Annotated in this window: 15 protein-coding genes; 9 read left to right on the top strand and 6 right to left on the bottom strand. The window is 67.4% G+C overall.

Annotated elements, in window-relative coordinates; genetic code table 11:
- Nucleotides 1–27: 27 nt before the first annotated feature.
- From AC1DJ5_RS02135 to tpiA, 4 genes are all read right to left on the bottom strand, one after another.
- Nucleotides 28–153 (bottom strand): hypothetical protein, encoded by a 126-nt coding sequence (locus tag AC1DJ5_RS02135; RefSeq protein ID WP_441453543.1) that lies wholly within the window; start codon nt 151–153, stop codon nt 28–30.
- A gap of 79 nt (nt 154–232) precedes the next feature.
- Entirely contained in the window at nt 233–1,885 is a 1,653-nt protein-coding gene (locus AC1DJ5_RS02130; RefSeq protein WP_477019521.1) for a CTP synthase, read from the bottom strand.
- Nucleotides 1,886–2,007: 122 nt separating this feature from the next.
- The gene (gene secG / locus AC1DJ5_RS02125; protein WP_441453547.1) at nt 2,008–2,421 is read right to left on the bottom strand and encodes a preprotein translocase subunit SecG; all 414 of its coding nucleotides are present in this window, start codon (nt 2,419–2,421) and stop codon (nt 2,008–2,010) included.
- A gap of 107 nt (nt 2,422–2,528) precedes the next feature.
- Entirely contained in the window at nt 2,529–3,278 is a 750-nt protein-coding gene (tpiA, locus tag AC1DJ5_RS02120; protein ID WP_477019520.1) for a triose-phosphate isomerase, read from the bottom strand.
- A gap of 131 nt (nt 3,279–3,409) precedes the next feature.
- Here tpiA and AC1DJ5_RS02115 point away from each other — a divergent pair, with 131 nt between their 5' ends.
- Nucleotides 3,410–5,323: a peptidylprolyl isomerase gene (locus tag AC1DJ5_RS02115; RefSeq protein WP_441453551.1), complete on the top strand. Its 1,914-nt coding sequence runs from the start codon at nt 3,410–3,412 to the stop codon at nt 5,321–5,323.
- Nucleotides 5,320–6,858 (top strand): anthranilate synthase component I, encoded by a 1,539-nt coding sequence (trpE, locus tag AC1DJ5_RS02110; protein WP_441453553.1) that lies wholly within the window; start codon nt 5,320–5,322, stop codon nt 6,856–6,858. The genes AC1DJ5_RS02115 and trpE overlap by 4 nt, the downstream gene beginning before the upstream one ends.
- Here trpE and AC1DJ5_RS02105 read toward each other — a convergent pair.
- Nucleotides 6,855–7,034 (bottom strand): hypothetical protein, encoded by a 180-nt coding sequence (locus AC1DJ5_RS02105; RefSeq protein WP_441453808.1) that lies wholly within the window; start codon nt 7,032–7,034, stop codon nt 6,855–6,857. The two genes, trpE and AC1DJ5_RS02105, sit on opposite strands and share 4 nt — an antisense overlap.
- Nucleotides 7,035–7,152: 118 nt before the next feature.
- On the opposite strand from AC1DJ5_RS02105, the gene AC1DJ5_RS02100 reads away from it, so the two are divergent.
- The 4 genes from AC1DJ5_RS02100 to lexA all read left to right on the top strand — a co-directional run bounded on the left by AC1DJ5_RS02100 (nt 7,153) and on the right by lexA (nt 10,366).
- Entirely contained in the window at nt 7,153–7,743 is a 591-nt protein-coding gene (locus tag AC1DJ5_RS02100) for an anthranilate synthase component II (RefSeq protein WP_441453555.1), read from the top strand.
- 5 nt (nt 7,744–7,748) lie between these two features.
- The gene (trpD, locus tag AC1DJ5_RS02095; protein ID WP_441453557.1) at nt 7,749–8,801 is read left to right on the top strand and encodes an anthranilate phosphoribosyltransferase; all 1,053 of its coding nucleotides are present in this window, start codon (nt 7,749–7,751) and stop codon (nt 8,799–8,801) included.
- Nucleotides 8,798–9,607, top strand: coding sequence for an indole-3-glycerol phosphate synthase TrpC (gene trpC / locus AC1DJ5_RS02090; RefSeq protein WP_441453559.1), 810 nt, complete (start codon nt 8,798–8,800; stop codon nt 9,605–9,607). Before trpD ends, trpC begins: the two co-directional genes overlap by 4 nt.
- A 66-nt stretch (nt 9,608–9,673) precedes the next feature.
- Nucleotides 9,674–10,366, top strand: coding sequence for a transcriptional repressor LexA (gene lexA / locus AC1DJ5_RS02085; RefSeq protein WP_441453561.1), 693 nt, complete (start codon nt 9,674–9,676; stop codon nt 10,364–10,366).
- Here the strand turns inward: lexA and AC1DJ5_RS02080 are convergent.
- The gene (locus AC1DJ5_RS02080) at nt 10,347–12,440 is read right to left on the bottom strand and encodes a ComEC/Rec2 family competence protein (RefSeq protein ID WP_477019519.1); all 2,094 of its coding nucleotides are present in this window, start codon (nt 12,438–12,440) and stop codon (nt 10,347–10,349) included. The two genes, lexA and AC1DJ5_RS02080, sit on opposite strands and share 20 nt — an antisense overlap.
- Before the next feature lie 79 nt (nt 12,441–12,519).
- On the opposite strand from AC1DJ5_RS02080, the gene gltX reads away from it, so the two are divergent.
- The 3 genes from gltX to AC1DJ5_RS02065 all read left to right on the top strand — a co-directional run bounded on the left by gltX (nt 12,520) and on the right by AC1DJ5_RS02065 (nt 15,625).
- Nucleotides 12,520–13,935, top strand: coding sequence for a glutamate--tRNA ligase (gene gltX / locus AC1DJ5_RS02075; protein ID WP_477019518.1), 1,416 nt, complete (start codon nt 12,520–12,522; stop codon nt 13,933–13,935).
- 65 nt (nt 13,936–14,000) lie between these two features.
- Complete coding sequence (gltA, locus tag AC1DJ5_RS02070; RefSeq protein WP_477019517.1) at nt 14,001–15,302, top strand: citrate synthase; 1,302 nt, start codon at nt 14,001–14,003, stop codon at nt 15,300–15,302.
- A gap of 119 nt (nt 15,303–15,421) precedes the next feature.
- Nucleotides 15,422–15,625 (top strand): hypothetical protein, encoded by a 204-nt coding sequence (locus AC1DJ5_RS02065; RefSeq protein ID WP_477019516.1) that lies wholly within the window; start codon nt 15,422–15,424, stop codon nt 15,623–15,625.
- Nucleotides 15,626–15,629 lie beyond the last annotated feature (4 nt).

The raw sequence follows: 15,629 nt of genomic DNA, 5'->3' as shown, positions 1-15,629 counted from the left end.
ATGGCCACGCCACGCGTCGCCTGGCGGCTAAAGATCCAGATGCAGAAACGTCGCGTTCGCCACGGCGAACAGCACGCCGAGACTCGCGATCATTCCAAGGATCAGGACGGCCTTGAAATGCCGATGCAGGAAATAGAGAATTTCACCCGCCATTTGCGTCTGTCCAGTGATTGCGGCCCATATTGGCACAACACTGGACAAACGCTGCAACAAGCGTGCGTGAAGCCCGCCCCTAGACCAGCCGGCTCTGAACGACCGCCGCGCCGATGAAGCTGGCGAACAGCGGGTGCGGCGCGAACGGGCGGCTCTTCAGTTCCGGGTGGTACTGGACGCCAATGAACCAGGGATGGTCCGCGCGCTCGACCGTCTCGGGCAGGACGCCGTCAGGCGACAGGCCGGCGAAAATCAGACCCGCCTTCTGCTCTATCGCCTCGCGATAATTGATGTTCACCTCATAGCGGTGACGGTGGCGTTCGCTGATCTCGGTCGTGCCGTAGATCTCCGCGATCTTCGAGCCTTCGGCCAGGGTCGAATCATAGGCGCCCAGACGCATGGTGCCGCCCAGATCGCCGCCCTGCTGACGCAGGACGCGCTGGTTGCCCTGGGTCCATTCGGTCATCAGGCCGACGACGGGTTCTTCCGCAGGGCCGAACTCAGTCGAGGTCGCCTTGGGGAAGCCCGCCAGGTTCCGCGCCGCCTCGATCACCGCCATCTGCATGCCGAAGCAGATGCCGAAGTAGGGAATCTTGCGCTCACGAGCAAAGCGCGCCGCCTCGATCTTGCCCTCGGCGCCGCGTTCGCCGAAGCCGCCCGGCACCAGAACCGCGTGGGCGCCTTGCAGACGCTCCTGGCAGGCCTGGGGATCGCCTTCGAAGGTGTCGGCCTCGACCCAGTCGATATTGACCTTGACGTTATTGGCCACGCCGCCGTGATGCAGGGCCTCAATCAGGGACTTATAGGCGTCCTTTAGCACCGTATATTTGCCGACCACGGCGATGGTCACTTCGCCGTCCGGATGCAGGCGACGGCGCACGATCTCTTCCCAGCTGGACAGGTCAGGCTTGGGCGCATCGGTGAGGCCGAAGTGGGCCAGAACTTCGCTGTCCAGACCTTGGTGGTGATAGTCCAGCGGCACAGCGTAGATGTCGGCCGAGTCCATCGCCTGGATCACGCCGCTTTCCCGCACGTTGCAGAACAGGCCGATCTTGCGTTTCTCGTCAGCCGGGATCGGCTGTTCGCAGCGACACAGCAGGATGTCCGGCTGAATCCCGATGGAGCGCAGTTCCTTAACCGAGTGCTGCGTCGGCTTGGTCTTCATCTCGCCGGCCGTCTTGATGAACGGCAGCAGGGTCAGGTGGACAAAGCAGGACTGGCCGCGCGGCAGGTCCTGGCCCAGTTGGCGGATCGCCTCGAAGAAGGGCAGGCCCTCGATGTCGCCGACAGTGCCGCCGATCTCGACCAGGACGAAGTCCACGTCCTCGCCCGCGTCCGTCTTGGCCGGGCTGAGGCAGAATTGTTTGATCTGGTCGGTGACGTGCGGAATCACCTGAACGGTCGCGCCCAGATAATCGCCGCGACGCTCCTTCTCCAGGATGGTCGAATAGATGCGTCCGGTCGTGACGTTGTCCGACTTGGCCGCCGAGACGCCGGTGAAGCGCTCATAGTGGCCCAGATCGAGGTCGGTCTCGGCGCCGTCGTCGGTCACGAAGACCTCGCCGTGCTGATAGGGGCTCATCGTCCCCGGATCGACGTTCAGATAAGGGTCCAGCTTGCGCAGACGGACCTTGTAACCTCGCGCCTGCAAAAGAGCGCCGAGAGCGGCGGAGGCGAGGCCTTTTCCTAGCGAGGAAACCACGCCGCCGGTGATGAACACATAGCGAGCCATGGGCGGACACCTTACTCCATGATTCGCGGCGGGAGCATGGCCCGACGCAAAACAACCGTTGAACAAAAGAAGAAAGCGCGCCCTGCGGCGCGCTTTCTGGAATTTCGTGACTGTCGGACCGGCTAGGGCGCCGGAGCCGGCGTCGCGGGGGTCGAGGCCGCCGGCAGGCTGGCCTCCAGATCGTCGAGCGACGGTGCTGCGGGCTTGGCCGGAGCGACTTGCGCCGGCTGTTCGGCCGGAGCGGTCTGCTGTTCGTTGCCGACCGCGATGGCGCCGACGGCGTCCGCATCGATCACCGAACGCGAGCCGCGAGCGAAGTTGCCCGCGATGGTCAGGCTGATGGCGCACACGAAGAAGAGCACGGCCAGAACCGAAGTCGCCCGGGTCAGCAGGTTGCCCGCGCCGCGGGCGGTCATGAAGCCCGACGGGCCTCCGCCCATGCCCAGGGCGCCGCCCTCAGAGCGTTGCAGCAGGATCACGGCTGCCAAAGCGACCGAGATCAGGATCATGGCGACGAGCAAGATGGTCTGGAGCATGGTGTCAATCATGTGGGCGCGCAGATGCGCCGATCAAGCGGCGGCGTCTAACACCGATGCGGGACCGGGGCAAACGCCGAACGAAAACAGGCCTGGCATAGGGCCCTCTAGGCGGCGCGGATGATGCCCAGAAAATTCTCGGCCTTCAGCGAAGCGCCCCCGACCAGGGCCCCGCCGACCTCGGCCACGGCTAGAATTTCGGCAGCGTTCGACGGCTTCACCGACCCCCCGTACAGGATCGGCGCGACCCGACCGCCCTCGCCCAGCCGCGCAACCATGGCGGCGCGCACGGCGATGTGAACTTCCTCGATCTGTTCCAGCGTCGGCGTCAGGCCCGTGCCGATGGCCCAGACCGGCTCATAGGCGACGGCGAAAGCCTTGCCGGACAGTCTGGCCGGCAACGAACCAGCCACTTGGCGGCTGACCACCTCGACCGCCTGACCCGCTTCACGTTCGGCCAGGGTCTCGCCGATGCAGATGATCGGCTCCAGACCCGCGGCCAGCGCGGCTTCGACCTTGGCGGCGACGTCCGCGTCGCTTTCCCCGAATCCGGCGCGGCGTTCGGAGTGGCCGAGAATCACCAGGGTCGCCCCAGCGTCGGCTAGCATGGCGGCGGAGACGGAACCCGTGAAAGCGCCCGAGGCCTCCGCGTGACAGTCCTGACCGCCCAGTTCGACCGGGCTTCCGGCCAAGGCGCGCGCCATCCGCTCGGTCAGGGTTGCAGGCGGGCACAGCGCCACGCGGCAGGCAGCGGCCTGTTCCTGCAAGGCTTTAGCCAGCGCTTCACCCTCGCCCAGGCTCACGCCCAGGCCGTTCATTTTCCAGTTGCCGGCGACCAGCTTCACAGATTGTTTCATGGGGCCTGTTTAGGCGCCGTTGTCGCGGAAGCCAAGATGTTGGGGTGCGTCCGCTTGCGGCGCCCTAGGGACTGCCCTTATAGGCGAGCGTGGCGCCCCTTTGACGCCGGCCCTCGTCAGGTTCTGTCTCGATGATCTCGCTGTTCCGCAACTTCTCCAAGTCGAAATGGGCCGCCGGCCTGTTCGCCTTGATCATCCTCAGCTTCCTGATCGTGGGCGCTCAGTCGGATGTGTTCTCGAGCCTCGGCCCGAAACACGTCATCGACGCTGGCGACCGCAGCATCGGCGCCCAGCAGTTCCGCGGCGACTTTGAGCGCGTTCGCGCCAACCTGCAGGAGCAGGCCGGTCGCCCCGTGTCGTTCGACGACATGGTCAAGGAGAACATCCACACTCAGTATCTGGAAAGCCAGACCCAGCGCCTGGGCTTCCTCGCCTGGGCCTGGAACGCCGGCATCCGCCCCGGCAAGGAACTGGTGCTGAAGCAGATTCGCCAGATCCCGGCCTTCTTCAATCAGGTTACTGGCCAGTTCGATCAGGACCGCTACCAGCAGGCTCTGGCCGCCCAGGGCATGACGTCGGAAATGCTGGAGCAGGACCTGCGCGATCAGTATGTCGCCAGCCAGTTCGGCGCGGCTGTCTTCGCCGGCGCCCGCGTGCCTCGCATCTACGGCGCCCTGCTGGCCGGTCAGGCGCTGGAAACGCGCGACGGACGCTGGTTCACCGTGACCCAGGCGATGGCCGGTCAGACCCCCGACCCCACCGACGCCCAGCTGACCGCCTTCCTCAACGAGAACGCCGCGCAGCTGCGCCGTCCCGAATTCCGCATGATCTCGATCGTGCTGTTCAACGCGGCTCCGAACAGCCAGCCGGCCCCGATCAGCGAAGAGCGCATTCGCGAACGCTTCGAGTTCCGCAAGGCCGCCCTGTCGAGCGCCGAAAAGCGCACGTTCGTAACGCTGGCCGCGCCGAACAAGGAAACCGCTGACCGCATCGCCGCCGCCCTGCGCGCCGGCCAGACCCCGGCCCAGGTCGCCGCCGCCAACAAGATCGAGCCCGGCAACTACGTCGATACGCCGCAGAGCGCTCTGGGGGATCCGGCCGTCGCCGCCGCCGTCTTCGCCCTGCCGGTCGATCAGGTCTCCAACCCGATCCAGGGCCGCCTCGGCTTCACGGTCGCCAAGGTGACGGCCGTCACCGCCGGCGCCCCCGCCACCCTGGAAAGCGTCCGCAACGCCCTGGTCCAGGAGTTGCGCGCCGAAGACGCCAAGGGCGAGACCTACGCCAAGGTCGAGAAGTACGAAAAGGCCCGTCAAGACGGCAAAAACCTGGCCGACGCCGCCCAGTCGGTCGGCGCGCGCCTGGTGCAACTGCCGCCCTTCACCGCCGACGGCCGCCTGCCGGATGGTCAGCCGCTGAACGCTCCGCGTCAGATCTTCGAGTCGGCTTACGCCCTGTCCAAGGGCGGCGAGAGCGACATCATCGACGCTGGCGAAGGCCAGTATTTCGCCGTCCGCGTCGACGACATCCGCCCGGCCTCGCTGCCGACCCTGGCTGAAGTCCGCGCACCGCTGGCCCAGCAATGGACCCTGCGCGAAAACGCTCGTCGCCTGTCGGCCAAGGCCGAGGAACTGGCCGGTCGCGTCCGCGCCGGCGAGGACATCGCCAAGGTGGCCGCCACCTCCGGCGCCGAACTGACCACCCGCGCCGGCGTCCAGCAGAGCCGCGACAGCCAGACCCAACTGGGCGAAGGCGTGCTGCGCGGCCTGTTCGGTCAGGGCAAGGGCCAGGTCTTCAGCGGCGCCCAGTCGCAGACCAGCTTCGTGGTCGGCCATGTCGACGCCATCCACGGCGCCGTCCCGGCCCTCGCCGCCCCGCTGGTCGAGCAGGTGCGTCCGCGCCTGACCCAGGCGCTGGCCAACGCCATGGTCGAACAGAGCTTCACCGCCGCCGCCGTCCGCACCAAGGCCAAGAACGACCCGGCAGCCGCCCTGGCCGCTCTGGGTGTTGAAGCTCCGGCGGCTCCGGCCGCGCCCGTCAAGAAATGAGCCCAGGCCTCGGACAAGAAACCGAACGCGCCGCGTTTGTCTCGGGCCTGACGTCGGGCCACCCCCAGGTCGTCGTGCGTCGCTTGATCGACGACCTGGAGACGCCCGTCTCGGCCTTCCTCAAGGTCGGTCACGGGCGGCCCTACGCCAGCCTGCTGGAATCGGTCGAAGGCGGCGCGGTCAACGGCCGCTATTCGATCGTCACCCTGGCTCCCGATGTTGTCTGGCGCTGCCGTGACGGTCAGGCCGAGATGGCGCGCGGCGAGGCCGTCCTGGCCCACCGCTTCACGCTTGAGGACCGGCCTGCGCTGGACTCCCTGCGCGCCTTGATCGCGGCCACCAAGTTCGACCTGCCCGACGACCTGCCGCCCATGGCCGCCGGCCTGTTCGGCGTCTTCGGCTATGACATGGTGCGGCTGCTGGAGCCGCTAGGCCCTGCCAACCCGGACCCGCTGAACCTGCCCGACGCCGTCATGGCGCGCCCGTCGCTGGTCGCGATCTTCGATTCGGTAAAGCACGAGATCGTCCTGATCGCCGCCGCCTATCCCGACAGCGGCGCCGAGCCCGACACGGCTTTCTCGGCGGCCATTGCACGCCTTGACGATTTCGAGGAGCGCCTGCGCAGCCCGCTGCCGATCCAGCGCGAGGCCGAGCCTCTGCCCGCGCCCGATTTCCACACGCCCGTCGACGCCGCCGGTTTCGACGCCATGGTCGCCAAGGCCAAGGACTACATCACCGCTGGCGACATCTTCCAGGTCGTGTTGGCCCACCGCTTCTCGGCGCCGTGGAGCCAGGACCCGTTCGCCTTTTATCGGTCGCTGCGTCGCGGCAATCCATCGCCCTATCTGTTCTTCCTAGACTACGTCGATTTCCAGCTGGCCGGGTCCAGTCCGGAAATCCTGGTCCGGTTGAAGGACGGCCGCGTCACCATCCGCCCCCTGGCCGGCACCCGCCCGCGCGGCGCCACGCCCGAGGCGGACAAGGCCCTGGAAGCCGAGCTTCTGGCCGATCCCAAGGAACGCGCCGAACACCTGATGCTGCTCGACCTGGGCCGCAACGACGTCGGTCGGGTCTCATCGCCCGGCTCGGTCGAGGTGACGGAAAGCTTCGTCGTCGAACGCTACAGCCAGGTCATGCACATCGTCTCGAATGTGCACGGCGCCGCCGATCCCAAGCTGGACGCCGTGGACACGCTTCTGGCGGCGCTTCCCGCCGGCACGCTATCCGGCGCGCCCAAGGTCCGGGCCATGGAGATCATCGACGAGTTGGAGACCGAGAAGCGCGGCGTCGGCTACGGCGGCGGCGTGGGCTATATCTCGGCCAATGGCGAGGCGGACATCTGCATCGTCCTGCGCACCGCCATGTTCGCTAAAGACAAGATTTTCGTTCAGGCCGGCGCCGGCGTCGTGGCGGACAGCGACCCCGCCGCCGAATACGCCGAAACCCTGGCCAAGGCCCGCGCTCCGATGAAGGCGGCCGAGGACTCGTGGCGGTTCACCGCGACCACGCGCGGCCAAGGCAACGGCTCAGTCTAAGGATTGGAAACCGTGGAACCCTGGTCGAACGACACGCCGGGGCCCACCACCATGCTCCCCGCCAGAAGCACCGCCGCCGTCGCGGCGAAGGCCGCCGCCGCCAGCAGGCGCAGCGGTTTCGGCTGCGGGGTGGGCGGCTCGTTCAGCATAGCCCGGGCGTCGCGGATGGCGTTCATGGCGGTCAAGACGGATTTCTTCCGATGGCGATGCTCTTGTATCGCGCGGACAGCTTAACGTCCGCTTTCGTTTCGCCTCCGCTTGGCGTGCCCTCCCTCCCGTCCTAAGAACCCCGCCATGATCCTCGTCGTCGATAACTACGACAGCTTTACCTACAACCTCGTCCACTACCTCGCGGAGTTGGGCGCCCAGACGCATGTCGTCCGTAATGACGACCTGACGGTGCAAGAAGCCTGGGCGTTGAAGCCCGAAGCCGTGCTGCTGTCGCCCGGCCCCTGCGCCCCGGATCAGGCCGGCATCTGCCTGCCCCTGATCACGACCGCACCGCTGGACATGCCCATCTTCGGCGTCTGCCTGGGCCATCAGGCCATCGGTCAGGCCTTTGGCGGCGAGGTCGTCCGCGCCAAGACCCTGATGCACGGCAAGACCTCGCCCATCCTGCATGAGGGCCGCAGCGTCTTCGCCGGCCTGCCCTCGCCCTTCACCGCCACCCGCTATCACTCGCTGGCCGTGCGTCGCGAAACCCTGCCGGACGAACTGGAAGTCACCGCCTGGACCGCCGACGGCGAGATCATGGGTCTGGCCCACCGCACCCGGCCGATCCACGGCGTCCAGTTCCACCCAGAATCCATCGCCACCGAGCACGGCCACGACATGATCGCCAACTTCCTCGATCTGGCGGGCGTCAAACGTCTGGCGGCGGTCTGATCGCCATGGACGGTTTCAAGCCCCTGCTGGCCAAGCTGGTCGACGGACGCGTCCTGACGCCGGAAGAAGCCCACGCCTTTTTCTCCGCCTGCCTGCGCGGCGAGCCGACCCCGTCTCAGGTCGCCGCCGCCGTCACGGCCCTGCGCATCCGCGGCGAGACGGTGGACGAAATCGTCGCCTTCGCCACCGCCATGCGCGACGCCGCCCTGTCGCTGGATCACTCCTTCGACGAGGTGATCGACACCTGCGGCACCGGCGGCGACGGCCAGCACACCTATAACGTCTCGACGGCCGCCGCCTTCGTTCTGGCGGGTGCCGGGTTGAAGGTCGCCAAGCACGGCAACCGCGCCATCAGTTCCAAGTCCGGCTCGTCCGACGTGTTGGCCGCGCTGGGCGTCAATCTGGACGCCACGCCGGCGCAACAGGCCCGCGCCCTGGATCAGGCCGGCATCGCCTTCCTGTTTGCCCCCACCTATCACGGGGCCATGCGCCACGTCGGTCCGGTGCGGGCCGAGATCGGTTTCCGTACGGTTTTCAACCTGCTGGGACCGCTTTGTAATCCAGCACATGCGACGCGTCAGGTCATGGGCGTCTATGATCCCGCCCTGCTCGAACCTCTGGTCGAAGTCTTGGGACGCCTCGGCGCCCGTCGCGCCTGGACCGTCCACGGCCAGGGCCTGGACGAACTGACCACGACCGGCCCGACCGAGGTGGCCGAGTGGAAGGACGGCGCCGTCCGTCGCTTCACCGTCACCCCCGCCGACGCCGGATTGCCGCTGGCCACGCTGGACGACCTGCGCGGCGGCGACGCTCAGCACAATGCGGCGGCGCTGAAGGCCCTGCTCGCCGGTGAACGCGGCCCCTATCGCGACATCGTGGTGCTGAATGCAGCGGCCGCTCTGGTCGTGGCCGACCGGGCCGCGGACCTGCGCGAAGGCGCTGAACTGGCCGCAGCCGTCATCGACGACGGTCGCGCGGCCGTCGCGCTCGAAACCCTGATGCGCGTCACCAACACCCCTATCGAACCTGACCCCAATCCTAAAAAAGAGGCGGCATGACCGACGTTTTGGCGAAGATCGCCGCTTACAAGCGCGACGACGTGGCCGCCCGCAAGGCCGCGACCTCTCAGGACGCCATCGAGGCCCGCGCCGCCCAGGTCTCGCCTCCGCGCGGCTTCCGCGCCGCGCTGGAACGCGTCACCCAGGACACCGGCCGCCCCGCCCTGATCGCCGAGATCAAGAAGGCCAGCCCGTCCAAGGGGCTGATCCGCGCCGACTTCGACCCGCCGGCGCTGGCCAAGGCCTATGAGCGCGGCGGCGCCGCCTGCCTGTCGGTCCTGACCGACGGCCCCAGCTTCCAGGGCGACGACGCCTTCCTGGCCGCCGCCCGCGACGCGGTCGCCCTGCCCTGCATGCGCAAGGAATTCCTGGTCGATCCCTGGCAGGTGGCCGAAAGCCGCGCCCTGGGCGCCGACTGCATCCTGATCATCCTGGCCATGATCGACGACGCCCTGGCCGCCGAACTGCTGGCCGAGGCCGAGCGTTTTGGCATGGACGCCCTGATCGAGACCCACGACGAGGCCGAAATGGCCCGCGCCTGCGCGCTTGTAAGCGATCGGGACGACGCCCTGGTCGGGGTCAACAACCGCTCCCTGCGCACATTCGAGGTCAATCTGGCCACGACCGAGCTCCTGTCTATGCTCAGCCCCGTCAAAGCCTTGCTGGTGGCCGAAAGCGGCATTTTCACCCCCGACGACGTCGTCCGCGTCGCCGACGCTCACGCCCAGGCCATTCTGGTCGGCGAAAGCCTGATGCGTCAGGCCGACGTCGAAGCCGCCACCAAGGCCCTGCTGGCGTTAAGTTGACATTAGGCAAGAACACTTACAGAACATCGACAACGGTTCACGCCTTGTTCTGGAAGCCCGATACCGATGCTCACCAAGAAGCAGCACGAACTCCTGATGTTCATCCATGAGCGCATCAAGGAGACGGGCGTCTCGCCCTCCTTCGACGAGATGAAGGAGGCGCTTGATCTGGCGTCCAAATCCGGCATCCACCGGCTGATCACGGCGCTGGAAGAGCGCGGCTTCATCCGCCGCCTGGCGCACCGCGCCCGCGCGCTGGAAGTCGTCAAGCTGCCGGAACAGGCCACGGCGGGCGCGCCGCGCGGCCATGCGGGCTTCAAGCCCGGCGTCATTGAGGGAGGCGGTCGTCCGAAGAGCGCCGAGCCGGCTAACGACACCCGCGAACTTTCGCTGATGGGCAAGATCGCGGCGGGCACGCCCATCGACGCCATCGAGCATGAAACCGCCCGCTATCCGGTGCCGGAAGCCATGCTGGGCGCGGGCGAACACTATCTGCTCGAGATCGAGGGCGACTCGATGATCGAGGCGGGCATCCTCAACGGCGACATGGTCATCATCAAGTCGACTGCGGACGCCTCGTCCGGCGAGATCGTGGTGGCCCTGGTCGAAGGCGAGCAGGCGACGCTGAAACGCCTTCGCAAGAAGGGCGCTTCGATCGCGCTGGAGCCCGCCAACCGCAACTACGAGACCAAGATCTATGGCTCGGATCAGGTTGCGGTTCAGGGCAAGCTGGTCGGCCTTATCCGCCGTTATCACTGAAATCGGGGTCGGCCTGACGGGTCCAGGGCCGCTGCCCGCGCACGTCGGCCGCCCAAACCGCTTTCCAGCCCTTGCCGACGCGCCACAACTCGACTGAGCCGCCGCGTGCATAGTCGACCCCGTCCAGCACCAACCGCCCGGCGCATGAGGCCGGCAGCGAGGCCAGCTCGGCGCGGCTGCTGACGACCGACGCCGAACGGCACAGGGCATCCAGTTGTTCCGCCGATGGCGGCTTCTTACCCCACCACAGGGCGACCGGCCCGGCCTCGGCCGATTCCGGCGTGCAGAGCGACCGCTTGCAGGTCCAGCCCTCGTCCGAGCGCGGGGTCAGGGTCAGGCCGCGCCGCCGCGACCACAGGTCCGCCGCGAACTGACGTACGCCGGGGCGCACTACGACCGCCGCGTCGCCCTGATGAAACGCGGCATTGGTCCCGCCGTCGCCGATCCACAGGTCGGGCGCGGTCGGGCGCGGCCAGATCAGCACCGCCGCCGCCAGCGGCAGGCCCAGCCAGCGCAACCGCCCTCGCCACAGGCAGATGAACAGGATGCCGAAAAAGGCGACCGGCAAAGCCGCTGCCGGGGCGCTCGCCACGGTCTGCACCGCCCCAGGTAGCTCCGCTGTCCAGTGGCCGATAGCCAGCATCAGATCGACGCCCTTGCCCGCCAGCCACAGGAAGGGCGCGCCCAAGCCCAAAGGCTCCAGCGCCGCGCCCAGCGCCAACGCCGGCATCAGGATGAAGTCCGCGATCGGCGACGTGGCCAGGTTGGCGACCAGGCCGTAGATGGCCGTGCGGTTGAAATGCTGCATCGCGAACGGACCCGTCGCCATGCCCGCCACCAGACTGGCGGTGCAGGCGACCAGCAGCCAGTTCCCCAGTCGTTGGGCTGCGACGATGGGCCAGGGCGCCGAAATTTCCTTGATCCGGCGCGGCCAGACCTCGACCAGCGCCACCAGAGCCGCCGTCGCCGCGAACGACATCTGAAACCCCGGCGTAACGATGGCCTCGGGCTGCAGCAACAGGACCGCGAAGGCCGCGACCGCAAGTGCGTGCATGGTCACCGCCTGCCGGTCCAGCAGGATGGCGACGAAGGCGATGGAGGCCGTGATCGCCGACCGCTCCGCCGGCGGCGGCGCGCCCGACACCACCAAATAGGTTCCGACCGCGATCAGGCCCGCGACGGCCGCCACCTTCTTGCCCGACACCCGCAGCGCCAGCCGCGGCCAGGCCGCGACGCCCAGGCGCACGGCGAAGAAGACGAAGCCGCCGACGATGGCCATGTGCAGGCCCGAGATCGACAGGATGTGGGCCAGCCCGGAATCGCGCATGGCGTCTAGGTCCTCGCGCCCGATCCAGGTCTCGTGCCCCGTGGTCATGGCGGCGGCGATCCCGCCGGTCCGCTCGCCCAGCCGCGCCACGATCCGCTGCGCCAAGGCGTATCGGGCCGCATTGATCTTCATCGCCATCCGCACCCGCCACGGCGGCTCGGGCAGGACAGTCGGCCGCGTCTGGCCCAGGGCGAACAGCGTCCCGCCCATACCCTGAAAATAGGCGTTGCGGCCAAAATCATAGGCCCCCGGACTGGCCGGCGACGGCGGCGGATTCAGAATGCCATAGAGCCGCACCGCCGTCCCCGGCGCCGGCGGCTCGCCCCGCACCGTAGCCCGCAGCCGCACCGGCGTCGCCTCGGGCGCCAATCCCCTGACCCGCACCGGGGCCACGACGATTCGCGCGCCGCGCTCGCCCGGACTGTCGACGTCCATGACCCAGGCCTCGACCACGGTCGGCTCGGCCAGGGCCGGGGCAATCGGCCCGCTGACCGCCTCGGTCCGCAGCTTGGCTGTCGCCGCCCCGCCGCACAGACAGGCCAGCATCAGCAGCAACAAGGTCCAGCGCCGCGCCAACCCGAACCGCCGCGCCGCCAGCCAGGCCCCGCCGGTCAGAACCGCCGCGACCATCAGCGGCCAACTCGCCGGCTCGACCTTCAGGGCAAAATAGATCGCGCAGCCACCGCCGAAGAAGACCGGCGCCCACAGCCGCCACCGATCCGTCTGGTCCGCGACCTCGGCGCGCACCCCGTCAAGAACCCTTACGGCAAGGCTTCGCTTTGGCGCGCGCGGGCGTATAAGGGCCTCCGCAACGGACCCCTTGTTTATGACCTCCCCCTCCTCGACAGTCGTCACCCGCTTCGCCCCCTCGCCGACAGGCTACCTGCATATCGGCGGGGCGAGAACCGCGTTATTCAACTGGCTGTACGCCAAGAGCCGCGGCGGGAAATTCCTGATCCGCGTCGAGGACACGGACCGCGAACGTTCGACCGACGACGCCGTAAAGGCCATCTTCGACGGCCTGTCCTGGCTGGAGCTGTTCGGCGACGAAGAGCCCGTCTTCCAGTTCGCCCGCGCCGACCGCCACCGCGAAGTCGCCGAGCAACTGCTGGCCTCGGGCCACGCCTACCGCGACTACCTGACCGCCGAGGAAACCGGCGCCCTGCGCGATCAGGCCAAGGCCTCGGGCAAGGACTTCGTCTCGCCCTGGCGCGACCGTGAGCCTAGCGTCGACGACCTGGCCAAGCCGCACACCATCCGCTTCCGCCGCCCGTTGGATCAGGCCGTTCTGGTCGAGGACGCGGTGCAGGGCGCGGTGCGCTGGGATTCGGCGTCGCTGGACGATCTGGTCATTCTGCGTTCCGACGGCGCGCCCACCTACAACCTCGCCGTGGTGGTGGACGACCACGACATGGGCGTGACCCACGTCATTCGCGGCGACGACCACCTGAACAACGCCGCCCGCCAGAGCCTGATCTATGATGCGCTGGGCTGGACCCGGCCGACCTTCGCCCACATCCCGCTGATCCACGGCCCCGACGGCGCCAAACTGTCCAAGCGCCACGGCGCCCAGGCGGTGCATGAATATGCCGAGATGGGCTACCTGCCCGAGGCCATGCGCAACTATCTGGCGCGCCTCGGCTGGGCCCACGGCGACCATGAGCTGTTCAGCGACGAGCAGGCGCTGGAATGGTTCGACCTGTCCGGCGTGGGCAAGGCACCCGCCCGCCTCGACTTCGACAAGCTGGCCCACGTCAACGCCCACTGGCTCAGGCTGGCCGACGACGACCGCTTGGCCAAGCTGACGCTGGACGCCCATCTGGCCAAGGGCCGCGCGCTGCAGCCCGACGACGAGGCTCGCCTGTTGCGCGCCATGCCCTTCGTCAAGGACCGCGCCAAGACCATCGTCGAGTTGGCCTCCCAGACCGAGTTCGTGTTGAAGACGCGCCCGCTCGCCCTGGACGAGAAGACCTGCGGCCTGTTGACCGGAGAAGGCGGCGAACGGATTTCACGACTCCGTGAACGCCTCCGTCTTTTCCAGAGCTGGGACGTCTTCGCCCTCGAGGCCGAGCTTAAGGCTTTTGCAGAAGAAGAAGGCGTAGGCTTCGGAAAAATAGGACCTTCGATGCGCGGCGTTCTCACCGGCGGCGCGGTATCCCCGGATATCGCGCGAATTCTTGCGGCGCTTGGACGCGACGAAGGTCTCGGGCGCTTGGATGATGCGCTGCAACAGACTAAGTGAACACCCATAGCCACGCAGGCCGACGCCTCCCCGCGCCTGGTCGAAGGAAAACAAAAGGGGCCTAGATGACTGAACAAGCGAAACCCGCCGGCACGGCGACCTTCACCTACGGCGACAAGAACGTCGAACTTCCCGTTCTCGCGGGCTCCACCGGACCGGACGTCATCGACATCCGCAAGCTGTACGCCGCCACCGGCGCCTTCACGTTCGACCCGGGCTTCACCTCGACGGCGGCGTGCGAAAGCGCCCTGACCTTCATCGACGGCGACGAAGGCGTCCTGCTGCACCGCGGCTATCCGATCGACCAACTGGCGTCGAAGTCGAACTTCCTCGAAGTCTGCCACCTGCTGCTGCACGGCGAACTGCCGACCGCCGCCCAGTTCGAGAAGTTCGAAGAAAACATCACGCGGCACACCATGCTGCACGCTCAGTTCGACCGCTTCTTCGAAGGCTTCCGCCGCGACGCTCACCCCATGTCGATCATGGTCGGCACCGTCGGCGCCCTGTCGGCCTTCTATCACGACAGCCTGGACATCCATGATCCGGTGCAGCGCGACATCTCGGCCATCCGCCTGATCGCCAAGATGCCGACGATCGCCGCCCGCGCCTACAAATACCACGTCGGACAGCCCTTCATCTCGCCGCGCAACGACCTGTCGTACGCCGAGAACTTCCTGCGCATGTGTTTCGCCGTCCCGGCCGAGGACTATGTGGTCGATCCGGCCCTGGTCCGCGCCATGGACCGCATCTTTACCCTGCACGCCGACCACGAGCAGAACGCCTCGACCTCGACCGTCCGTCTGGCCGGGTCGTCGGGCGCCAATCCGTTCGCCTGTATCGCCGCCGGCATCGCTTGTCTGTGGGGCCCGTCGCACGGCGGCGCCAACGAAGAAGCGCTGAACATGCTCAAGGAGATCGGCACGCCGGACCGCATTCCTGAGTTCATCCAGGGCGTTAAGGACAAGAAGTACAAGCTGATGGGCTTCGGCCACCGCGTGTACAAGAACTACGATCCGCGCGCCAAGGTCATGCAGCAGTCGGCCTATGAAGTGCTGGCCGCCACGGGCCGTGAAAACGATCCGCTGTTCCAGGTCGCCAAGGAACTGGAACGCGTCGCCCTGTCGGACGAATACTTCACCTCGCGCAAGCTGTTCCCGAACGTCGACTTCTATTCGGGTATTACCCTGTCAGCGATGGGCTTCCCGACCACCATGTTCACGGTCCTGTTCGCTCTGGCCCGCACTGTGGGCTGGATCTCGCAGTGGCAGGAAATGATGGCCGATCCGTCGCAGAAGATCGGTCGTCCGCGTCAGCTCTACACGGGCCCAACGCAACGCGACTACGTGCCGATCGAACAGCGCGGCTGATCGACGGCCAAAGGCTGAAACCGAAAACGCCGGGGCGAGAGCCTCGGCGTTTTTTGTTCGGCGACGCTCCACTCAACAGGCGCCGCGCTCCAGCCGCGCCGACGTGCTAGATTGGCGACATGAGCGACCATAACGATGATGAACCCGTCCCCGCCGCCAGCGTCATGGATGGCATTCCGGGCGAGACGTCAGTCCAGCGTGCGCTTCGGCTGAAGCAGGCAGTGCTCGACGCCCGCCCCAAACCGCCCCGCGGCGGCCGCTTCCAGCGCGAACAGGCCGCCCGCATCAAGTCAGGCGCATCGCGCCCGTGGATGAGCAAGTGACCGC

The organism is Brevundimonas sp. 01N35, from assembly GCF_056399785.1.
The sequence above is the reverse complement of the archived record's forward strand: the minus strand, read 5'-3'. Positions and strand labels throughout refer to the sequence as shown.